At 57.3% G+C, this 22,275-nt stretch carries 20 protein-coding genes; 19 read left to right on the top strand and 1 reads right to left on the bottom strand.

Going from position 1 to position 22,275, the window contains the following annotated elements; translation table 11 throughout:
• The first annotated feature begins 662 nt into the window (after nt 1-662).
• A complete protein-coding gene (locus CF137_RS11800) occupies nt 663-2,585 on the top strand; it encodes an EAL domain-containing protein (RefSeq protein WP_162515922.1) in 1,923 nt (640 codons plus the stop codon).
• A 21-nt stretch (nt 2,586-2,606) separates the two neighbouring features.
• Here CF137_RS11800 and CF137_RS11795 read toward each other — a convergent pair whose 3' ends face one another.
• The gene (locus tag CF137_RS11795; protein ID WP_139719180.1) at nt 2,607-3,530 is read right to left on the bottom strand and encodes a 1-aminocyclopropane-1-carboxylate deaminase/D-cysteine desulfhydrase; all 924 of its coding nucleotides are present in this window, start codon (nt 3,528-3,530) and stop codon (nt 2,607-2,609) included.
• A gap of 86 nt (nt 3,531-3,616) precedes the next feature.
• Between CF137_RS11795 and CF137_RS11790 the strand changes: the two genes are divergently transcribed.
• The 18 genes from CF137_RS11790 to CF137_RS11705 all read left to right on the top strand — a co-directional run bounded on the left by CF137_RS11790 (nt 3,617) and on the right by CF137_RS11705 (nt 22,234).
• Nucleotides 3,617-4,480, top strand: coding sequence for an MSHA biogenesis protein MshI (locus CF137_RS11790; RefSeq protein WP_139719178.1), 864 nt, complete (start codon nt 3,617-3,619; stop codon nt 4,478-4,480).
• Nucleotides 4,480-5,073: a PilN domain-containing protein gene (locus CF137_RS11785; protein WP_101346008.1), complete on the top strand. Its 594-nt coding sequence runs from the start codon at nt 4,480-4,482 to the stop codon at nt 5,071-5,073. Before CF137_RS11790 ends, CF137_RS11785 begins: the two co-directional genes overlap by 1 nt.
• A complete protein-coding gene (locus CF137_RS11780; protein ID WP_042019678.1) occupies nt 5,073-5,720 on the top strand; it encodes a hypothetical protein in 648 nt (215 codons plus the stop codon). Before CF137_RS11785 ends, CF137_RS11780 begins: the two co-directional genes overlap by 1 nt.
• Nucleotides 5,713-6,042, top strand: a complete 330-nt coding sequence (locus CF137_RS11775; protein ID WP_139719176.1) for a SctD/MshK family protein — start codon at nt 5,713-5,715, stop codon at nt 6,040-6,042. The genes CF137_RS11780 and CF137_RS11775 overlap by 8 nt, the downstream gene beginning before the upstream one ends.
• A gap of 70 nt (nt 6,043-6,112) precedes the next feature.
• Nucleotides 6,113-7,786, top strand: a complete 1,674-nt coding sequence (mshL, locus tag CF137_RS11770; RefSeq protein WP_139719174.1) for a pilus (MSHA type) biogenesis protein MshL — start codon at nt 6,113-6,115, stop codon at nt 7,784-7,786.
• A gap of 92 nt (nt 7,787-7,878) precedes the next feature.
• Nucleotides 7,879-8,769, top strand: coding sequence for an ExeA family protein (locus CF137_RS11765; RefSeq protein ID WP_101316750.1), 891 nt, complete (start codon nt 7,879-7,881; stop codon nt 8,767-8,769).
• Complete coding sequence (locus CF137_RS11760; protein WP_139719172.1) at nt 8,766-9,893, top strand: tetratricopeptide repeat protein; 1,128 nt, start codon at nt 8,766-8,768, stop codon at nt 9,891-9,893. The genes CF137_RS11765 and CF137_RS11760 overlap by 4 nt, the downstream gene beginning before the upstream one ends.
• Nucleotides 9,894-9,961: 68 nt before the next feature.
• Nucleotides 9,962-11,671, top strand: coding sequence for an MSHA fimbrial ATPase MshE (gene mshE, locus CF137_RS11755; RefSeq protein ID WP_068978345.1), 1,710 nt, complete (start codon nt 9,962-9,964; stop codon nt 11,669-11,671).
• 74 nt (nt 11,672-11,745) lie between these two features.
• The gene (locus CF137_RS11750; protein ID WP_098971035.1) at nt 11,746-12,966 is read left to right on the top strand and encodes a type II secretion system F family protein; all 1,221 of its coding nucleotides are present in this window, start codon (nt 11,746-11,748) and stop codon (nt 12,964-12,966) included.
• Nucleotides 12,967-13,168: 202 nt separating this feature from the next.
• Nucleotides 13,169-13,630: a hypothetical protein gene (locus tag CF137_RS11745; protein WP_139719170.1), complete on the top strand. Its 462-nt coding sequence runs from the start codon at nt 13,169-13,171 to the stop codon at nt 13,628-13,630.
• Between the two features lie 77 nt (nt 13,631-13,707).
• Nucleotides 13,708-14,379 (top strand): prepilin-type N-terminal cleavage/methylation domain-containing protein, encoded by a 672-nt coding sequence (locus CF137_RS11740; protein WP_098971030.1) that lies wholly within the window; start codon nt 13,708-13,710, stop codon nt 14,377-14,379.
• A 14-nt stretch (nt 14,380-14,393) separates the two neighbouring features.
• Nucleotides 14,394-14,852 carry a prepilin-type N-terminal cleavage/methylation domain-containing protein gene (locus CF137_RS11735; RefSeq protein WP_139719168.1) on the top strand — a complete coding sequence of 153 codons (459 nt, stop codon included), beginning with the start codon at nt 14,394-14,396 and terminating at the stop codon, nt 14,850-14,852.
• 59 nt (nt 14,853-14,911) lie between these two features.
• Entirely contained in the window at nt 14,912-15,403 is a 492-nt protein-coding gene (locus CF137_RS11730) for a prepilin-type N-terminal cleavage/methylation domain-containing protein (RefSeq protein ID WP_139719166.1), read from the top strand.
• Nucleotides 15,390-15,950, top strand: a complete 561-nt coding sequence (locus CF137_RS11725; RefSeq protein WP_139719163.1) for a prepilin-type N-terminal cleavage/methylation domain-containing protein — start codon at nt 15,390-15,392, stop codon at nt 15,948-15,950. The genes CF137_RS11730 and CF137_RS11725 overlap by 14 nt, the downstream gene beginning before the upstream one ends.
• Nucleotides 15,950-16,864: a PilW family protein gene (locus CF137_RS11720; RefSeq protein ID WP_139719161.1), complete on the top strand. Its 915-nt coding sequence runs from the start codon at nt 15,950-15,952 to the stop codon at nt 16,862-16,864. Before CF137_RS11725 ends, CF137_RS11720 begins: the two co-directional genes overlap by 1 nt.
• 37 nt (nt 16,865-16,901) lie before the next feature.
• Nucleotides 16,902-17,327: an MSHA biogenesis protein MshP gene (locus tag CF137_RS11715; RefSeq protein WP_139719186.1), complete on the top strand. Its 426-nt coding sequence runs from the start codon at nt 16,902-16,904 to the stop codon at nt 17,325-17,327.
• Complete coding sequence (locus CF137_RS11710; protein ID WP_139719159.1) at nt 17,324-20,989, top strand: DUF6701 domain-containing protein; 3,666 nt, start codon at nt 17,324-17,326, stop codon at nt 20,987-20,989. The genes CF137_RS11715 and CF137_RS11710 overlap by 4 nt, the downstream gene beginning before the upstream one ends.
• 204 nt (nt 20,990-21,193) lie before the next feature.
• Nucleotides 21,194-22,234, top strand: coding sequence for a rod shape-determining protein (locus CF137_RS11705; RefSeq protein WP_042019651.1), 1,041 nt, complete (start codon nt 21,194-21,196; stop codon nt 22,232-22,234).
• Nucleotides 22,235-22,275: the final 41 nt, after the last annotated feature.

Genomic DNA, 22,275 nt, shown 5'->3' with positions numbered 1-22,275 from the left:
GTAATTGGGACATAGCCTTTAATTTCGGCCATTTTTTGGCTAAGCAGATGGTGTGCCATCGGTTGGCTGAGCAATGGCACCAGAGCTTGGCTGATGACCACAGGCGCCATGAACAGCAACACACTGAGCCAAACGGGTGAGATGCGTAACAAGGGATACCTGCCAGTTTCATAAGACACAGTTGGAGATTGTCATCATAATGCATTAGTACAATCAATTTGAATCAGAGTTATCAAACTGATTGGGGTTGATATTAATCATTTGATTTGTAATGAATTTTATAACTTTCACGCAAGATTCAATCGCTGACCTGTCATAAATGACAATTGCTCGGCTTATCCGAACTGGATTAGAGTGACTGTGCGGTTTGACTCACCGTGTGTTCAATACTCCTGTATCTGTTTTTTTATCAGTAGCACAGAGTGTTAGTTTTGATATGAGTGTTCCTTTTGGTCCCCGTTGAGGGACCATTTTTCTGCTGGCTATCTCCCCTCGTACCGCATCAGCCCCGCATCAGCGCCCCCCATTCTTGGTATTCTCTCCGTGCTTTGGTTATGCTGCCCGCTTAAATTGCAGAAGCGGGCGCTTCATCCATAGCTGCGGTACTGACGCCGCTGCTAGCATGAGGTCACATGGATGGTACCGGGCATACGGAAAGGTGCATGAAACTCACAACACAGCTTGTCTCCTTTATCACCCTGTGCGTGATCGCCGCCATGGCGACCGTGCTGATTGGCGGGGTGTTCAGCTTTCGCCAGCTGGGCATGGAGTTGCAGCAAAAGAAGGTCGATGCGCTGGTCGAGGTGATCGACAAGCAGCTGGATGTGGCTCATGACATGGAGGATATGAGCCGTTGGCTGCCCACCCTGTTGCGAGCCGCTCATGTGGTGGAGCTGGAGGTTCGTCAGAACGACCAGCGGGTCTACTGGTTCCGCAACGTGCAGGATTCAGTCGATGAACAGCTGTTGCAGCCATACAGCCTGCCGTTGCCCCACCAGGCCGACATGCAGGCCAATTTCAAGCTGGAGCGCCCTTTCAAGGAGGCGGAGTACTCCATCAGGGCGATGTCCGGCATCTCGTTCGGCGTCTTTATCGTGGTGTTCGGTCTCTGGTACTCCATTCGCTGGCTGCGCCAGCAGTTGCTCGGTGCCGAGCTGTTGAGCATTCGCGCCCAGCTGATCCTCGATGACAAACTCTCCAAGCTGAATCATGACCCCGCCGAAGAGTGGCCTGTGGCTGCCAGTCAGGCCATCGATCACCTGCTCGCCGAGCTGGCGGATGCTCGCAAGGAGCGCAGCCGCTTCGACAACTTTATCCGCAGCAACGCCTATGTCGACAAGATGACCGGTATCGGCAACCGGTTGTTTTTTGACAACCGGCTGGAGAGCGCCATCATGGAGGCGAGCGTGATGAGTGGTGGCGTGTTGCTGATCGATCTCGCTTGCCTTGAAGAGCTGGAGTCCGAGCCGCTCGAGCTGCAGAGCCGTGACCTGCTGTTAGAAGCTAGTGCCACCATCGGTGCCTTCGTGCGCAAGCATAATGGTGCTCTGCAGGCCCGTTATGCCGGACAAGTGTTTGCCGTGTTGCTGCCCAATATGTCCGAAAGTGAAATGGTGGAGGGGGCGAACCAGCTGCTCAAGAGCCTGCAACGGCTGCACTGGCCACAGACAGTCAATCCCGAAACAGCAGTGTATCTCGGTGCCGTCTGTTATCAGGCCGAAGATAGCCTGCTCAAGGTACAGGAGGAGGCTGAGCTGGCCCTCAAGAGTGCCCGCCTGCAGGGCCACAATGGCTGGTTCCTCTATGAGAAGCAGTTGAATGAGGAGCAGAGCAGCAAGGGCTCGGTGCGCTGGCGCACCCTGATCAGCCGTCGCCTGGAAGAGCAGGGCATCGAGTTCTATAGCCAGCCGATCCAGCAGGATCGGGACCAGGTGGTGCTGCAGCAGGAGTTGCTGACCTATCTCCATGACGAGCAGGGACGGGCCCTGCAGGCGGGGATTTTCATGCCGATGGCGGAGAAGGTGGGGCTGTTGTTGCCACTGGATCGCTGGGTGGCAGAGCAGACCCTGGTCCTGCTGCGCCAGCGCCCCGAGCAGAGCTGCCCCATCAGCCTGACCCTGAGTGCCCAGAGCCTGCTCAACCGCGAGTTTCAGCGCTGGCTGTTCTTCGCCCTGTTCCAGCTGCCCCGCAGCACCAACGAGCGGTTGGTTCTGCAGTTGTCAGAATCCCAGGTCACTCGCCATTTTGAGGCGCTCAAACGGCCGCTGCGCTCCCTGCGGATGCTCGGTTGTCGGCTGGCCATTGATCACGCCGGTCAGGATGTGGTGAGCACCCAGTACATCAAAGAGTTTGAAATTAACTTCCTCAAACTGCATCCCAGTCTGGTGCGGGAGATCCATCTCCGTCAGGTCAACCAGATGGCGGTGCGCAGTCTGGTGGGGGGCTGTGCCAATACCGGCACCCGGGTGCTGGCGGTGGGAGTGGAGAGTGGCGACGAGTGGAAGATGCTGCGCCACCTCGGGGTGCATGCCGGTCAGGGCCCCTGGTTTGCTCCGCCTCAGCGGCTGTTTATTGAGCCAGCCTGATCCTGAAAAGAGGGTTGCGGCTTAGAGGCGGCCTTGCTCTTTCAAGCCCGCCAATCCCTGCATGCCGCCGGTGTGGATAAAGATGATCTTGCTGCCGGGGGCGATGCGGCCCGCCGCCAATTCGCGAAACAGTCCCCACATCGCCTTGCCGCTGTAGATGGGTTCAAGGGGCAGACCGGTTTGGGCGTTGAAATCCTGCACCCACAGCCAGAGGTCAGGGCTGAATTTGGCGTAGCCACCATCGTGGTGATCCAGCGCGATCCGCCAGCCGGGGATGCTGGTGGCCGCAGGATGAAGGCGGCACACCTCGTCGGCGATAAAGCCACCTCCCTTGAGCACCGCAATGGCGAGGATCTGTTCTTGTTGCCGCTTGCCTGCAATCAGCCCTGCCAGGGTGCCGCCGCTGGCGCAAGGCAGGACCCAGAGATCCGGCGAAAAGGGCACTTCAGCCACCAATTCGGCGACGCCGGGGATGGCCAGCGGGCTGCTGCCCCCTTCCGGCACGATCAGGGTGTCGCTGGCCGCAAATTGGGCTAGCCACTCGGGGTGTTGCCGCTGCCGATAGCTCTGACGGTCGACGAAAACGAGATCCATACCCCAGCGTCTGGCATCCTGCAGGGTAGAGTTACTGACGGCATGGGATTCGCCCCGTATGATACCAGTGGTACGAAGACCAGCTTGGCACCCTGCCGCCGCCAAGGCGTGGATATGATTGGAGTAGGCGCCGCCAAACGACAGCAGATGCTGCTTGCCCTGCGCTTTGGCGTGCAGCAGATGGTGTTTGAGCTTGCGCCACTTGTTGCCTGATATGGTGGGATGGATCAGGTCATCTCGCTTGCACCAGAGCTCGACACCATAGCGGTGCAGCAAGGGGTGATGGAGGCGTTGCAGGGGCGAGGGCAGGATCGCGGCGTCATCTGACTCAGCTGGAAACTTGGCTTGCAATGGTGAGTCCGTCTTTTATATGGAAGCTAATTTGCTGTTTATGTTAATATTTCAAACATTTAACCACTATTGATGGGCGAGCTCACATGAAACAACTGTTCAGGGGATCGACGCCAAGCCGCCAGGTGGGGCTGTTGCTGGCCAATGACAGGATCATGCTGGCTGCGGTGGGCAATTCCCCCGTTTTTGCGACTCGTTCTATTAACGGTCCACAGGAGTGGGCGGTTGCCATCAATGAGCTGTTCAGTCGTCATGGGCTGGCCAAGTCTAAGGTGCGGGTAGCCCTCGCCGCCAGCCTTTATCAACAGATCCAGATCGACAAGCCCGCGGTGCCCGATGCCGAGATGGCGGGGGCGCTCCCCTGGGCGGTAAAAGATTATGTCAGCGAGCCGGTGCTGCAACTGGCAATGGATTATGTCGATTTGCCGACCGCGCCGGCCGGTCGGCCGCGCATCAATGTGATCTGCCTGCCCAAGAGCCGGGTGCAACAGCTGGCCGATGCCATCAATGGTATTGCCACTCTGCAATCCATCATCAGCGACGAGCTGGCACTGACCTCTCTTTATGATGCGGACGAGACGGTGCGCATGCTGCTGTGGCAGCCGAAGGGGCAGGATCTGCAACTGCTGGTCTTCCATCAGGGGGGTCTCTGCTTCTCTCGCCAGTTGCGCGGTTTTACCAGCCTGACTGGCGAGCATGAGCCGGACAGCATGCTGCTCGACTCGCTGGCGCTGGAGATCCAGCGCTCTCTTGACTATCTGGCGGGCCAGCTCAAGTTGCCGGAGCTCGGTCAGATGCAGCTGGCCATTGCCTCGTCCTTTATCGGCACCCTTTCCCACCACATGCAGCAGACCTTCGGCTTTGCCGTCTCCGCCATGGCCAACAAAGCGGTGCTGGCTGGCGTTGAGTATCTCTCGGCCTATGCCGCCGCCATCGGGGAGGATGCGTGATGAAACGTCAGATAAACCTCTATGGCGCCGAGTTTCGCCCCAAACGGCAGTGGGCCAGCCTCAATCAGATGGCGCTGGTATGGGGCTGCGCGCTGCTGCTGATCTTGCTGGTCGGCGTCGGTTACAGCTGGCAGCAGCAACAGGTCAGCCGAGCGCTGGCGCAGCGCAATGTCGAACTGGAGCTCAAACGCGGCGAGGCCCAGCGACTGGACGCCGAGTTGGCTCGTCATCAGGCGGATCCCCGCCTGCAGCAGCAACTCACCAACCAGCAGGATGAGCTGACCGCCAAGCAGGGGCTGATGCGTCAGCTGGGCAGTCTGAGCCTGCAAAAATCCCAGGGCTACGCCAGCCTGATGGCGGACTTGTCCCGCATTCGCAACAGCAACCTGTCGTTGCAGCGTATTGAAATCAACGAAGGGCGGATCAACCTCTCCGGCTTTGCTGGCCGCAGTCAGGATGTGCCGGCCTGGGTCAACCGCTTCAAGCAGACCCCGAGTCTGGTAGGCAAGGAGTTTGGTGAACTGACCCTGAGCCGTGACAAGGAGGGTCGCCTGACCTTCCAGTTGAGCGGCATCGCGCGGGAGAAACCCTGATGAACCTGAAAGCACAATGGCAAGCATGGGGCCAGCGCATCGCCGTGTTGAGCCAGCGGGAGCGGGTGTTAATGCTGCTGACCGGTCTGGTGTTGCTGGGGGCTGCCGGATTTTATGGTTGGCTCGATGACGCCGATATCCGTTTGCAACAGGATCGCATCGCCCTGAGCGCCGCCGAGCGCGACCTCGAAATCATGACGTTGGAAAACCTCGGCAAGCAGGCCCGGCTCAAGCGGGATCCCAACCAGGGGGTTCACGACCAGCTGGCGCAGGTGGCGGTCGATCTGGCCCGGGTCGATGGTGAGCTCAAGGCCCAGACCGTGGATCTGATCCCGGCGCACGAGATGCCGCTGGTGCTGGAGGCGTTGCTCTCCCGCTCCGCCAATCTTCATATGCTGGCCCTCAGTTCGCTGGAACCGACCCCGCTGATGGCGGGAGAGCAGCAGGTCAATCTCTACAAGCACGGTATCCGGCTGCAGCTTGAAGGCGGCTATTTCGATGTCTATCAATATCTTAAAGCGCTAGAAGCCTTGCCGCGCCACTTCTACTGGAAGCAGTTCGACTATCAGGTCAAAGCCTATCCCGGCGCCGTGGTGGAGATGGAGATCTACACCCTGAGTACCAGTAAGGAGTTTATCCGTGGCTAGAGTGTTTGCATTGTGCTGTTGCCTGTTCAGCTTGCTGGTACAGGCGGAGCAGGTCGAGGTATTGCAGGATCCCACCGCGCCGCTGGCGGGTGTGGCGGTCGGTGCCAGTGCGACTGGCGAGAGCAGTGCCGGGTTGCCGAAGCTGCAGAGCGTCATGCTGGGTAATGGCCCGGCACTGGCAGTGCTCAATGGCAAGAGTTATCGGGTCGGGCAGCAGGTGGATGGCTATATGCTGCTGGCCATCAATGCCGATGCCGTGGTGCTGGAAAAGGCGGGAAAACGCCATACGGTGGCACTGTTTGCCAGCAAGATCCGGGTTTGAATCGGTGTTGCCTCCTGTGAGGTGAGCCTGTTTTATCGAGTTTAATTGCAAGTCAGGGTGCCCTAATTACATGAAAACACACCGTCTCTGTCTGATCACTTTGGCCATGATGGCCGCGGGCTGTACCACGTATCAGCACCCCGAGCCGACCCAGGCCAAGGATGCGCTCAAGCATGCCATGAACGAACAGCAGAAGCAGGCTGCCCCTCTGACGACGCTGCCCAAATCGGTGCAGAGTGAATTGCTGCAGCTGAACCGGCCCCAGATGCCGGTAGGCATGCCTGAGAAGCGGCTGCGGATTGCGGCCAATGATGTGGAAGCGGTGGAGTTTTTCGGTTCCCTGTTCAAAGGCTCCCGTTACAGCGTGGCAGTCCATCCCGGGGTTGCCGGGCTGGTGTCGGTCGAGCTCAAGGATGTGACCCTGCCGGAAGTACTGGCGGTGGTGGGCGACATGTATGGCTTCGATGTGCAGCGCAAGGGCAATATATTCCATATCTATCCGGCTGGCCTGCGCACCGAGACCATCCCGGTCAACTACCTGATGATGTCCCGTCGTGGTCTCTCCCGCACCTCGGTCAGCACTGGCGGGGTGACCGCCAATGACAGCAATAACAGCAGCAGCGATAGCAGTTTTGATAGTGCGTCCAACAACAGCGGCAGCAACAGCTCATCCAGCAGCAGTTCGGGCGGTGACAACAACAACGGCACCCGTATCGAGACCGATACCAACAGCGACTACTGGACCGATCTGCGCGACTCCCTGCAGACCCTGATCGGTAGTGGTGACGGCCGCGCGGTGATCACCAGTCCGCAGGCGGGTCTGGTCACCATTCGTGCCTACCCGAAAGAGCTCAAGGCGGTCCGTGAGTTCCTCACCCAGTCCGAAAGCCACCTCAAGCGTCAGGTGGTGCTGGAGGCGCGGATCATCGAAGTGGCCCTCAACGAAGGCTACGAGCAGGGGGTGGACTGGAGCGGTCTCTCCGCCAGCTGGGATGGCAACAAGGGAATCACCGGTGGTGGCTCGGCGGCTAATTCAGGGTTGCCCACCACCCCTAACCAGATTTTCAGCGCGCTGGGGGGCGGTGCAGGCTTTACCATCTCCGACGGCAACTTCAACGTGGCGGTCAACCTGCTCAAGACCCAGGGTGATGTGAATACCCTCTCCAGCCCCCGTGTCACCGCAACCAATAACCAGAAGGCGGTGATCAAGGTGGGGACGGACGAGTATTACGTCACCAATGCGTCCACCACCATTACCACTACCTCGACGGGCACAGACAAGACGCCCAATGTGGAGCTGACCCCCTTCTTCTCCGGTATCGCGCTGGACGTGACGCCGCAGATCGATGAAGAGGGTAAGGTGCTGCTGCACATCCATCCCTCCGTTATCGATACCGAAGAGCAAAACAAGGTGATCGACATGGGCACCTCGGGTGGCAAGTTGCAACTGCCGCTCGCCAAGAGTTCGATCCGCGAGTCCGATACCGTGGTGCAGGCCAATAACGGCGACATCATCGTCATCGGCGGTCTGATGAAGACCGACAAGCAGGAGATCGTCAGCAAGGTGCCGCTGTTGGGTGACATCCCCTGGATTGGCGAGGCCTTCACCAACCGCCGTGAAAGCACCAAGAAGGTGGAGCTGGTGATCATGCTCAAACCAACCGTGGTGGAGAAAGATACCTGGCAGAATGAGCTGAAACGGTCTTCCGATCTGCTCGACAAGTGGTATCCGGCCAAGGGCTGAACCATGACACACGATGCGGTCACCCTTATCCCGAGCGGCCTGTGCTGCCTTGCCAGCACAGGCCGCTTGTGCGCCTTGGCAGGTGACGCCTGATGTACCTGACCCACTTCGGCCTGCAGGAGGCGCCGTTCAGCCTCACCCCCAATACCGGCTTCTACTACGGCCTGCCGCCCCACGAAGAGGCGCTGCAGGTACTCAACTGGGCGTTGGCGCAGGGGGAGGGGTTTATCAAGGTGACCGGCGAGGTGGGCACCGGCAAGACCCTGCTCTGCCGCAAGTTGCTGAGCGAACTGGGCTCGGAAGCGTGCCCGGTGCGCCTCGCCTGGTTGCCCAATCCCCATCTCACCCCGGCCGAACTGCGTATCGCATTGGCGCTGGAGCTGGGGTTGGCAGTGCGGGATCAGAGCGAGCTGGATCTTACCGATCGGATCCATCGCCACCTGATCAGCCTGCATCAGCAGGGCAGTCGGGTGGTGGTGCTTATTGATGAGGCGCAGGCGCTACCGGACGAAACCCTGGAGGCGATCCGCCTGTTTGGCAATCTCGAGACCGAATCGAGCAAGCTGCTGCAGATCGTGCTGTTCGGCCAACCGGAGCTGGATGCCAGACTGGCCAAGCCGCACCTGCGCCAACTGCGCCAGCGGATTGGCTTCTCTTACTGCCTGCGTCCGCTGCGTTTTGACGAGACCCGCGCCTATCTGGAGCACAGATTGCAGGTATCCGGTTATCGCGGTGCGCCGCTGTTTGCCAGCAGCGCCATGCGCAGGTTGTGGCGGGCATCGCGCGGTATCCCGAGACTTATCAATGTGCTGGCGCAGAAGTGCCTGATGCTGGCCTACGGTCAGGGGGCGCGCCAGATCGACAGCCGTCTGGTGCGGCTCGCCATTCGTGACACCGAAGATGCCAGCCGCCTTGCGCCGTGGCGTTGGTGGCCGCTGTTACTGTTGCTGGGGTGCGCCCTGGCTTATGGAGTCTGGCCATGAGTGTAATCAACCAGATGCTCAAAGATCTGGATCAGCGCCAGCAAGGATCCGATGGCGCTGCCGTCTATATTGCCCCTGCACGGCAGCAGGGATGGTGGATGTTGCTGCTGACCCTGATCTGTGGTCTGGCGCTGGGGATCCTCGGCTGGCGAAGCTGGATCTACTGGCAGCAGACCCATTTCGTTGCGGCACCCAGCGAAGTGGTCGCCCCCGATGCGGTGACCCCCGATGTGGTTACAAGGGTCGCCGCGCCGGTTAGTCAGCCCGAGCCGGTCGAGGTGGCCGCAGCCCTGCCATTGCCCCGTCATCAGGCTATCGCTGACGACCTGGCCGACGAAGATCAAGATGCTGTGTATCAAGATGCAGGGGATGACGAGAGCGAGCTGGCTGATGGCGCGCCCTTCGATGCCTCCAGTGATGTCGATGAGTCTGAACCTAGCGCCGAAGAGCTGCAGCCCGAGCTCTACGCCGAACTGGCGGCAGAGCAGCAGGCGGTCGCTAGCGCGCCGCGCAAACCGAGTGTATTGAAGATTGAGACGGTAGAGCTGTCGGCCAAAGAGCTGGCGGCACTGGCGGATCGCAAGGCAACCACCGCCATGGCCAAGGGCAGCCTGCGCGATGCCCAGGACAACTACTATCAGGTGCTGGCCCACGACCCTTACAGCCAGGGGGCGCGCGAGCAGCTGGCCGGGTTGCTTTACGGCGAAGGCCGCCTGACCGAGGCCCGTCAGCTGCTGGAGGAGGGGATCCGGCTCAACCCGCAACAGCCTGATTTTCGCCTGCTGCTGACCCGCCTTGCCATCAGCGAGGGGCAACAGCAGCAGGCCCTTGGCTGGTTAGCCGGTTATCAGCCGGATCTGGCCAGCAACATGGACTATTACGCCACCTGGGCCGGGCTGACTCAGGAGCTGGGCCAGAATGCCGATGCGGCGGCGCTCTACGTGAAGCTGCTGCATCAGCAGCCGGATCAGGGCCGCTGGTGGCTTGGCCTCGGCGTTGCAGAAGATGGTCAGGGCCACAGTCAGCGGGCGCTTGATGCTTATCGCAATGCGCTGCTGCACGGCAACCTCGGCGAGGCGTCAACCAGCTGGCTGGAACAACGTATTGGCCAACTAACCCCTTGATAAATCGTAGATTCGATTAGCGAAGCGGGCTTGGTGGCGGGTTTTGAATCACATTTATCGGAGTAGTAATGGCACAACCCAGACTGAAAATGCGCCTCGGCGACCTGCTGGTACAAGAGCAGATCATCTCTGATGATCAGCTGCAGCTTGCCCTGCAGCAGCAGCGTCAGACCGGTCGCAAGCTGGGCTCGACCCTGATTGACCTCGGTTTTATCAGTGAAGTGCAGTTGCTGCAGTTCCTGGCTCGCCAGCTGAATGTGCCCTTCTTCGATCTCAACAACCTCACCATCGATGCCGCCGCAGTGCCGCTGCTGCCTGAAGTGCAGGCGCGTCGCTATCGGGCGTTGGCGGTCAATCTGACCGACGACCGGGTCACGGTGGCGATGTCGGACCCGGCTGATTTGAGCGCCCTCGATGCCATCGCCGCGCTGCTCAGTCCGCGCATCATGGTGCTGGCGGTGGCGCGGGAAGGGCAACTGCTGGAGTATTTCGACCGCCTCTATCGCCGTACCCGCGAGATCGAGAGCTTCGCCGAACAGCTGCAGGAGGAGTATCAGGACTCCGGTTTCGAGCTGGGCTCCAGCAATCTGGGCGCCAATGACGAGGGTGAGGCGACGGTGGCCAAGCTGCTGCGCTCCCTGTTCGAAGATGCGGTGCAGGTGGGTGCCTCGGATATCCACATCGAACCGGACGAAAAGGTGCTGCGCATTCGTCAGCGGATCGACGGTATCCTTCACGAGAACATCCTCAACGAGGTGCGGATCGCCCAGGCGCTGGTGCTGCGCCTCAAGCTGGTGGCGGGGCTCGATATCTCCGAGAAACGCTTGCCGCAAGATGGCCGCTTCAACATGAAGGTGCGTGGCCGCGATGTGGATGTGCGGATGTCGACCATGCCGGTGCAGTATGGTGAGTCGGTGGTAATGCGTCTGCTGGATCAATCCTCCGGCATCCTGTCACTGACCGACAGTGGCATGCCGCCGGATATCCTGACCCGCTTCCGCCGCCAACTCCATCGTCCTCACGGCATGATCCTGGTGACCGGCCCGACCGGTAGCGGCAAGACCACCACCCTCTATGGTGCGCTTTCCGAGCTCAACCAGGCCAGCAACAAGATCATCACGGTGGAAGACCCGGTGGAGTATCGCCTCTCTCGCGTCAATCAGGTGCAGGTTAACCCCAAGATCGGTCTCACCTTTTCTCAGGTGCTGCGCTCCACCCTGCGTCAGGATCCGGACATCCTGCTGGTGGGGGAGATGCGGGACAACGAAACCGTGGAGATCGGCCTGCGGGGCGCCATCACCGGTCACCTGGTGCTGACCACCTTGCACACCAACGATGCCATCACCAGTGCCCTGCGCCTGATCGACATGGGCGCGCCGGGTTATCTGGTGGCGAGCGCCCTGCGGGCGGTGGTCGCCCAGCGGCTGGTGCGGCGGGTGTGTGAGCACTGCGTCGAGGAGAGTGCGCCGGACGAAGGGCAGGCCACCTGGCTCACCGTGCTCTCTGGCGAAGCGCCGGGCCAGCACACGTATCACAAGGGCCGTGGCTGCCAGAGCTGCAACTTTACCGGCTACTCTGGTCGGATCGGGGTGTACGAACTGCTGGAGCTGGATCAACCCATGATGGATGCCCTGCGCCGTAACGATGCAGAAGGATTTGCCAAGGCGGCCCGTCAGCACGAACACTTCCGCCCGCTGGCGCTGACGGCGCTCGATTATGCCCGCCAGGGGATCACCTCGGTGGACGAGGTGCTGCGACTGGCCGAGGATCTGGGGTAAGCCATGACTCACTTCATCGCCAACACCTGCTATGGCTGCCATGACGCTAGCGCGCTGTGGGGCAGGTACATCTTATGAGTTCCTTTGCCTACAAGGGGCGTGACAGTCAGGGCAATGCCACCAGTGGCGTCGTTGAGGCGGCCAACGAGATGGCCGCTGCCGAACAGCTGATGCGCCGCGGGGTGATGCCGACCGAGCTTAAACCGGGCAAGGCCAAATCTGCCGCCATCGATTGGTCACTGCTGCTGGAAGGGGGCGTCAAGCTGGATGAGCTGGTGATTTTCAGCCGCCAGATGTATGCCCTGACCCGGGCCGGGATCCCGATCCTGCGCGCCATCGCCGGATTGGAGGAGAGCTCCCACAGCAAGCCGCTCAAGCGGGCACTCCATTCACTGGGGGAGGATCTGGGTAACGGTCGGCCACTGTCGAGCTCGATGCAGGCTCACCCCAAGGTGTTTAATAGCCTGTTTGTCGCCATCATCCATGTGGGTGAGAACACCGGTCAGCTGGAAGAGGCCTTCTTGCAGCTTGCCACCTATTTCGAACTGGAGCTGGAGACCCGCAAGCGGATCAAGACCGCCATGCGTTACCCCAGTTTCGTGATGATCGCCATCGGTATCGCCATGGTGATACTCAATATCATGGTGATCCCGGTGTTTGCCGGTATGTTCGCCAAATTCGGGGTGGAGTTGCCGCTGGCGACCCGCATTCTGCTCGCCACTTCCCACTTTTTCGTCAACTACTGGTGGCTGCTGCTCGCCATGCTGGCGGGCATGGTGTTTGGTTGGCGTCGCTGGGTTGCCACCACCAAGGGCAAGCTGACCTGGCACAGATGGCAACTCAAATTGCCGATTGTCGGCACCATCATAGAGCGTTCCCTGCTGGCCCGGTTTGCCCGCAGTTTTTCGATGATGCTTAAAGCCGGCGTCCCGCTGAATACCGCCTTGACCCTGGTGGCCGATGCGGTGGATAACGCCTTTATGGCTGGCAAGGTGCGGGACATGCGCGCCGGTATCGAACGGGGCGAGAGCCTGCTGCGCACCGCTGGTAGCAGCGGCTTGTTTACCCCGCTGGTGATGCAGATGATTTCGGTAGGGGAAGAGACTGGTCAGGTCGATGACCTGTTGCACGAGGCGGCCGAGTATTACGAGCGGGAGGTGGATTATGACCTCAAGAGCCTTACCGCCCGCATCGAGCCGATCCTGATCGGGATCGTGGCGGTGATGGTGCTGATCCTGGCGCTCGGTATCTTTACGCCAATGTGGGACATGATGCGCGCGGTTCGCGGTAAGTAATCTTGCTGGAACTGGAGATCTTCACGTCTGAGTGGTGGGACGTGATGAGAGCAGTAAGAGGCAAGTAATCCCCTGTCATTGGGTATCTTCACGTCTGAGTGGTGGGACGTGATGGGCGCCGTAAGAGGCAAGTAACTCGGTATCTTCACTCTTGAGTGTTTTTACGTGATTAGCAGGTGTGATCGGTGGAGTCGAGGGCTGGATGAGCAGACAGACGCAGCAAGATGATCGCTGGCTGGCGGGATATCGGCAGATTGCCGCTGTGATCCTGCTACTGGTGATCGTCGCAACCTTGGTGCGCAGCTATCAGAGCAACCGGGAGGAGGCGCAGCAGCTCACCCTTACCCTGCTGGGGGAGCAGTTTGCCGAACGGGCACAGCGTTTGCACGGACTTTGGCTTGATGAGCGGCGTCCACCAGTGCTGCATGTGGTGGGAAAGGGGTGGCAGTTTGACGCCCGGGGTTGGCCCCTGGGGCTAGTGCCACTGCAATCCCCTTCGGAAAATTGCCGCCAGTTGTGGCTGGCACTGGTGGGTGAGACGGACGGTGGCATGCCTCCCCTGCAGTTTCTGGCCCGCCCCGATGGCAGCGGTTGCGAGATGGGTTGGGATGGTTATTGGCTCTTTTATCAGTTTGCTGACGGGCGGGTGATGAAAAAGCCTTGAATGAAGCTAATCATATGACCCAACTACATGATTTTTTTAGGCCAGCATGGAATAATGTCGGCCCTTACCAAGGGAGCATGTCAATGAAACCAATGGCACCATCAATGCCACAGAACGGGATGATGAGAGACGCATCGGGCTTCTCCCTGATTGAGCTGGTGATCGTTATCGTGATCCTGGGGATCCTTGCGGTAACCGCGTTGCCCCGTTTTCTCGATGTGACAGATGAAGCGAAAAAGGCCAGTGTGGAAGGGGTTTCCGGCGGTTTTGCTACCGGTGTCTCGCTGGTGCGGGCCCAGTGGGAAGCTGAGGGGCGAGCCAAGCAGGATAGCCTCAATACCGTGCTCTATGATGGCAGCCGTTTCTATCTGACCACACCGACCGAAACCCAGATCAGCAATGGCGAACTGTCCCCCGGTTATCCGATGGATAGCGCCGCCAGCGGCACACCGGATGTGGACCCGACCAATCTGACCGCAGATCGTTGTCTCAATATTTGGGAGGGGTTACTGCAAAACCCGCCCAAGGCTACGGCCAGCTTCAATGAAGTGCGCGGTAGCGGGAATGACCTGAAATACTATGCCACAGTGAGCAGTAATGGCCTGAGTTCGGTCTGCCGCTACTATCTGGTCAATAGTCTGAGTAAGGGTAGTGATGGCAAGTATCAGGATCCGCAAGGCAAAACTGATGCATTTATGAGTTTCAGTTACCGTCCGGCCTCCGGTCAGGTGACCACCAATATTAATTAACAGAGGAAAGTGAAATGAAAAAACAGGCGGGTTTTACCCTGATCGAACTGGTTATCGTGATTATCATTCTGGGTATTCTGGCAGTTACCGCTGCACCCAAGTTCCTGAATCTGCAGGATGATGCGCGTACATCCACTCTAAAAGGTGTGGAAGGTTCTCTGAACTCCGCAGGTGCTATGGTGTATAGCAAATCGGTTATCGCAGGTAATGATAAGTTGCCTGATACTACTCTGGATATTGGCAATGGTGTAAATGTTGCGATTGCTTATGGCTATCCGAAAGCTACCGAGGCAGACCTCAAAAAGGTACTCGATTTGAGTGCTGGCGATTGGAGTTTTGGTACCCCAGTATCAAGTAGCATCAAGATTTTCCCAGCTGGAGTTTCTGCTAGCACTGCGACAAATTGCTTTGTTACCTATACCGAAGCAGCATCTGGCTCTTTGCCGACTACAGAAGTTAAAGATTGTAAATAAGCCTTATACACACAAAGATGGAGAGCGACTGTCTCTCCATCTTTTTTAAAGGGCTACATATGCCAGAAAAAAATCGAGGCTTTACCCTGATTGAACTGGTACTGGTGATCCTGTTACTCGGGATTCTGGCCGCCTTTGCCGTGCCAAAATGGCTGGGCAAAGGCGGCTTTGAAACTCAAACCGTCCGTGACGAACTGCTGACCCGGCTACGGCTGGTACAGACCGTCAATATGCATGAACCCGCCAACCGCTGTACCCAGCTGGTGGTTGCTTCTCCCCGTTTTGCCCACCGTACTTATGCTGCGTGTCCTGCCAGCGATGATCTGAGCAGTGGCTGGACCGATAATCTGCGCACTCGTGGTCGGCTGGTGACCGCGTCGACGGGTATGACAATTTCCCTTAATAGCAACAACAGCTTCGTGCTGCGCTTCGATCAGATGGGGCGTCCGCTAGGCACCTGTGCGACGGGTTGTACCTTGCAAGTAACCGATGGCCGTGAGACTAGCCGTATCCAGATCGAACGCGAGGGGTTTATCCATGAGATCCCTTAAGCGCGGTTTCACCCTGATTGAACTGATCGTCGGCATCGTGCTGCTGGCGGTGGCGCTGACCGGAATTTTGGGGTTGTTGATCAATCAGGCGCCGCAGGCGGTGGATCCGGTGCAGCAGGTGCGTGCCGCCCAGCTAGCCCAGCGCCTCTCCGGCGAGATCCTGCAAAAATCGTTTGATGAACAGTCGGATCATAACGGTGGTCGCTATCGCTGTGGCGAGCAGGTTGTGGGGGTGACCATCTCTCCTTGCTCCAGCAGTTATGGCACGGATGGCGAGCCCGCCCCCTATGCCTATAACGATGTGGATGATTTTGATACCGCAGATAACTGGCTGAATGCCAACACGCTTACCCAGACTGCGGCGGGGATCAGCGGCGAGGAGTATCGCAACTATCAGGTCAAGATTGTGGTCAGTGCCGTCGATTTCAGCGATGGCACCTTCAAGAGTTGCACCGCCCCCTGCTCTGTGGGCAAGCGCATCGATCTGCAGATCAAGCTGCCGGATGGGAGCGTGCTCGAATTCTCCTTCTATCGGGGGAACTACTGATGGACTGCTCCGCTGTTGGGTGTTGCCTGCCTGCCCAAATGTCCGCTCCTGCAGCCACTTCTGTCGTCCGATTACGCCTACCGACTAATCGAACCTACCGTAAACCTCGGGGTAACCGCGGTTTTACTCTGGTCGAGTTGGTGATGGTGATCCTGCTGCTCGGCATCATGGCGACCTTTACCAGCCAGTTTATCGGTATCGGCACCCAGATTTATGGTGATGCCAGCAGCCGTGAGCAGCTGATGAGCGACGCCCGCTTCGCCATGGAGCGGCTTAACCGCGAACTGCGTGATGCGGTGCCGGGCTCGGAGCGAATTGAAGATCAGGGTGGCAACTGGCTGGACCAAGGACCCTGTCTGCGGTTCTGGCCGATCAGCAACTCTGGCCGCTATCTTGCCCTTAATCGCCCGTCTGGCTCCTCATCCACACTTGAGTTGGTGATGGTGGCGCCGCCTGTTTCGGTTGAGCAAAACAAGGACTGGTTGGCGGTGTTTCCCCAACCCGTTTCCAGCGGTACGCAGTCGATATGGGACCGCTGTGATTATGGCCGCTGCGTGGCGCAGGTCGCTGCTGTGGGGCCAGTGATCTCTGGCGCCCAGGCAATCGGATATAGCGGTGCGCCGCTGGACGGCCAATCGCCTGGCAGCCGGGTCTATTTTGCTCGTGAGCAGGTGCGTTATTGCGTGCAAAACGGAGCCTTATATCGCGCCAGTGCTGCGATCAGTACTGTAGGCGGTAGCATGCCGTTAGGTACTTTGATGGCTGAGTCGCTCCGGCCTGGCAATGTCTTCTATCGGGAGACCTCTGCCTCGACTTTTAATGCTGCAGGGGGATTTGGCATGCGCTTTATCTTTGAGCGCAAGGGCGAGTCGGTCACCTTCAACCACAAGATAGAGGTGCTGAATGTCCCTTGATCCGCACTCTTTCGGCCGGATGCGCGGCAGTGCCCTGATGATCGCCCTGTTTGTGATTGTGGTGATGGCGCTACTGGCTGCTGCCATGGGCCGTTTTCTGGTGGATAGTGGCGAGAAAAATACCGTGGAGGTGCGCAGTGTGCGTGCCCTGCTGGCTGCCCAAAGCGGGCTTGAAGTGGCGCTATATCGATTGTTCCCCAATCGCACGCTCGCCCAACCGACACCAACTGCGGTCTGCCCTGCAACCAGCACGCTGAACTTTGCCAACAATCCCGGGCTAACCAACTGCCAGGCTGCGATTCGTTGCGCCATGGTGCCGGTGACCTATAACGGATCAGTGACCAATGGCTATCGTCTCGAGAGTGTCGGAACCTGTGGTAGCTCGGACCTCAACAGTGCCAACCCCGATTTTGCTGTAAGCAGAACCCTGATGGCCGAAGCTTATGATGGAGCTAACCCATGATTCGTTACATGATCAATTGCTGTGTTCTAATTGGCCTGTTATTTAGTTCGCTGTCATGGGCGGATGTTTTTTTGCCTGGTAAATTTTACATTGGTAATAATAATGGTGATGCGTTACTCCCTACTGTAATGGTGCGGCAGAGCGGGGGGGTATTTATCCCTGTTGCGCCCATTAATTTTTCACTATCAGAAGCATTAACTATTAGTGAGGTGAAACTGGATGGAGCTGCAGGATTAGATGCTGGGGTTAATGTTGTTATATGGAATGAAAACGCTGATGTGTTGTTTGACAAGAAGTCAAACGATTTAACACCAGACCTCATATCCAGTCCAATATCGCTTCCAGCTGGCGAATATAAAATGGCGGTTTGGGGGGGGTGCTTCAGAAATGGTATATATCAGTGGCGTTATCAATCAAATTGTTCTGACTGGGATGATTTTCAGTTTAATGGTATAAGGCTCGTGTCTGCAGGAATAAGTGATGCTTTTCATTTTATCGAGCGGACTCATCTTGGTGATAACTCGGATGGAAGTCGTTGGTATCCACCTTCTCCAAGTGGAACGTACGTTAAGCACTTATTTACACTCAATCAAAAATCAAAATTAAAAAATCTCAGTTTATTTAATTTAAGAGACTGGGGTGTGCCGAATGGCAGTCGGATGTTTATAAGGACGCAAGGGTCTGTCGATACACCGCTGGTCTTCTATTTTTCTGGAAATGGTGAGGTCAACTGGCCAATTGAGTACGAGTTAGCTGCGGGTACCTATGAGTTATGGTTAGAGACATTAGGGAGAGGTGATCTCGATGATATTTCTTGGGATGACATCATCTTACGGTATGAACCGAGTCCTCAGCAAAATGACTTTTCTGCTCTTTGCAAGCAAGCATTCCCTTATCCAGCACAAGGACGAGCAGCAAATCATCAGATTGACTTGAGCGGGAGTGAGTGGTCGCTGATGGGCTTGATAAAAGGAACAACCCGTGGTGCGCTGGGGTATAAAAATAGTGGGCAAATCAGGGGGGATCATCCTCAGTCCTGTGATGGTGGAAGATGCTTGCCATCAGACAATACAGCTAATCTGTCATTTCCAGCTTTTCCATCATCATGGCCAACCAGCCCCAACATTGGTATTCAAGAAGGGGTCGATAGGTATTTAACAGTCGCAGATGGTAAATCATTCGGAACTATATCGACAAAGAATGGTTCTTCACTAGACATCAGGCAGGCTGGTCTGACTATAAATATACTTGATTTGGGGAGTGGCCGGAATGGTAAGCCTTACACGGTACGTTTGGCTGCAGGTGACTATTGGATTAAAACCTTGAAGATGTATGATAATACTCTTATTGAGGCTGCTGGGCCTGTTCGATTATTTGTTGAGAACGTAACTATGATCGGTGCTAGCTTTATTAATAGTACAGGTGCAAATATTCGAGGGGATATAGGTAAATTACTACTGGTTACATACGATACTTTGGATATGGGCGCTCAAGCAACTATCAGTGGCTTGGTCTATCAGCAAGAGGGGGGAGTGGGAAATATTTTGAAAATGGGCTCACCTTCCTACATCCATGGTCGAGTAAGTTCGCCGAAGATAAAAATGGGTATGAACTCAGTTATCGACTCTTCTGGATACTCATGCGGTGGCAACCAAAATCAGGTTGATCATTATGAACTGCACTATGGTGCCCAGACGCTGACCTGTGAAGTCGCCACTGTGCAGCTAAAAGCCTGTGCCAATGGCGACTGTTCAACATTGTATGATCTCGGCGCTAACGTGACATTGTCACCCACGCAGGGGTGGAGTAGTAATCCGGTCGTGATGGGTTCTTCAGGTAGTGCCGCGTTGAATTTGCAACGTTATCAGGCTGGCGCTATCCCGCTGTCTATTGTGACAGCAACGCCTGCTGCTCCGCTGCGCTGTTTTAAAGATGGCGTGCTTGACGCCAATTGCTCCATTTCGTTTGTCGATGCCGCATTGCGTTTCAATGTGCCCACCTTCTATGCCGGTGCTTCGGGGGTTACCTCGATTCGCGCTATCAAATCAAACGATGCGGGGGCGACCAAGGTGTGTGCTCCCTTGCTAACGGGTAATCAGACCCTCCAATTTACGTCGATCAAGGTTGTGTCTGAGGCGGCCAGTAACGCTGTACCGAGCGTCAATGCTGCAGCGATCACGTCATCCAGCAACGCGAGCGTGACATTCGATAGTGACGGTGTGGGGCAACTGACCGTGCAATACCCGGATGCGGGGGTGTTGCGGCTGGATGCCACTTTCCAGAAAACCGATGCCACGGGCACCCTTAAGCTGACCGGTAGCGATACGGTTGCTGTGATTCCCAAAGCGATCGCACTCCAGGCTCAAGGACAGGGTGTTTGCTCGGGCAATAGCGACAGCACGTATGCCGCCTGTCCCGTGTATCGCAAAGCTGGTGAGTCTTTTACGTTACAAGCCAGTGCGGTCAATATTCAGGATCAGTTAACCCCAGGCTTTGCGACCAGTAATAAGACGCTCTCTTGGGCGCTGCTGGCACCGGCTGCGGGTGCTGCAGGTGCTTTTTCGCCAACCGCGATCTCGTTGGCGAACGGGGTGGCAAATAATGTGGTAGCGAATTGGTCGGAGGTAGGGGTGATCCAGTTAGGCGTCAGCAATTTTGTGCCTTATCCCGCTTATCAGGATGAATCTCCCCAACTTGAGACAGTGCAGCGCTGGAGCTCGCCCATCGGTCGTTTCGTACCTTGGGATTACAGTTTGAGTGGTGGTTTTATTACGCCTGCCTGCAATGCCTTTACATACATGAGTCAGCCCTTTGCCAGTGGTTTTGTGCTCACTGCGCGCAATCTGCAGCAAGGGACGACACAGAACTATAAGGGGGCGTTCGCTAAAGGGGTTGCCGAGATGGTGGCGGCGAATGCTCTGGATGGGGTCGCGCGTGACAAGCGTATTACACTGTCCCCCTCGCTTAGTTGGGCAAGTGGCGTCGCCAGTATAAATCAGCAGTCACCTTTCGGGCTGAATACCCGCTTTGATCGTGCTGCTAGTCCAGAAGCACCGTTTGCCACGTTGAGCTTTGGTATCAAAGTCGATGATAAGGATGGCGGTACTACGCGGTTGGCGAATCCGAATATGAATGCGGTTGTAGCAGGAGCCTGCGCTGGGGCTAGTTGTGATGCGGTGCGGCTGGGCACTCAAAAACTGTTGTATGGCCGCCTATTGGCAGGGACTGAGGCCGGGGTTGCCTCGGCACCGCTGGCCATTCCACAGCGGATGCAATATTACGAAGCGGGCAACTGGCTGCTGAATAAGGAAGACCAATGTACCCAGCTCTCTCTGGCCAATCAGGGGTTCACTTTCATCAACCCGAGTCACACCTTTGATGCGGCGACCCGCGAGTTGAATCTGGGGGCGGGCCGCAAGATCAAGCTGGGGTTGGGAAGCTCGGCACCGGGTGGTGATGCTGCACAGGCGAAAGATGGGGAGATCTTGTTCCACTTTGCCAAGCCGGATATCTCGGTACGGATCCCCTACAAGGTCGATTTGGCAAAACAGCCATCTTCGCCGACGTGGTTATCTGACCCCATTAGCTTGCAAGGGGAGGCCATTTTCGGCTCCAGCCGTGGTAATGACAGAATTATTTATCGACGTGAAGTGATGCAGTAACGGAGGTAGGGGGATGGATCTTCAGGATCTTACCCCCTATCTCCTTGTTTATTAGCGTTTGTAAGCCCGCGGCAGTGAGTGATGACTCGCACTTTTGTCGCGACTGATTGACTGGCGACAGTTTGAGCGCTTGCCCATTGGGGTGGGCATTGGTAAAGTTAGCCGGTTTTCTGCACCTCCAAATTCTTAGGATTTCCCGTAGCCATGTTTAAAAAGCTCAGAGGCGTTTTTTCCAACGATCTGTCGATCGATTTGGGAACTGCCAACACCCTGATCTATGTAAAAGATCAAGGGATCGTCCTTAACGAACCCTCAGTTGTCGCCATTCGCACAGAGCGCGGGAACGCCAAATCGGTCGCTGCTGTCGGTCATGCCGCCAAGCAGATGCTGGGCCGTACCCCAGGCAACATCTCTGCCATCCGCCCGATGAAAGATGGCGTGATCGCTGATTTCTACGTGACCGAGAAGATGCTGCAGCACTTCATCAAGCAGGTTCACGACAATAACTATTTCCGCCCCAGCCCCCGTGTGCTGGTGTGTGTGCCGTGCGGTTCCACTCAGGTCGAGCGTCGCGCCATCAAGGAGTCCGCACTGGGCGCCGGTGCCCGTGAGGTTTACCTGATCGACGAACCTATGGCTGCTGCAATCGGTGCCGGCCTGCCGGTCTCCGAAGCGACCGGTTCCATGGTGGTTGATATCGGTGGTGGTACCACTGAAGTGGCCATTATCTCCCTGAACGGTGTGGTCTACTCCCAGTCCGTCCGTATCGGTGGCGACAAGTTTGATGAAGCTATCATCAGCTACGTCCGTCGCAACTACGGCAGCCTGATTGGTGAAGCCACTGCCGAGCGGATCAAGCACGAGATCGGTTCTGCCTATCCGGGTGAAGAGGTGCGCGAGATTGAAGTGCGTGGCCGTAACTTGGCGGAAGGTGTACCACGCAGCTTTACCCTCAACTCCAACGAGATCCTGGAAGCGCTGCAAGAGCCGCTGTCCGGTATCGTCGCTGCAGTCATGGTGGCGCTGGAGCAGTCTCCGCCGGAACTGGCGTCCGACATCTCCGAGCGCGGCATGGTGCTGACCGGTGGTGGCGCACTGCTCAAAGACATCGACCGTCTGCTGATGGAAGAGACCGGCATTCCTGTTGTCGTTGCTGAAGATCCCCTCACCTGTGTGGCCCGAGGTGGCGGCAAGGCGCTGGAGCTGATTGATATGCACGGTGGCGACCTGTTCCACTACGAATAAGACCCAAAGCCGGCCAGCGTGCCGGCTCTTTTTTGACGACC

This window comes from Aeromonas sobria, from assembly GCF_006243315.1.
Lineage (GTDB): Bacteria > Pseudomonadota > Gammaproteobacteria > Enterobacterales > Aeromonadaceae > Aeromonas > Aeromonas sobria_A.
Note: the sequence above shows the minus strand (reverse complement) of the source record. Positions and strands in the feature narration are given on the sequence as shown.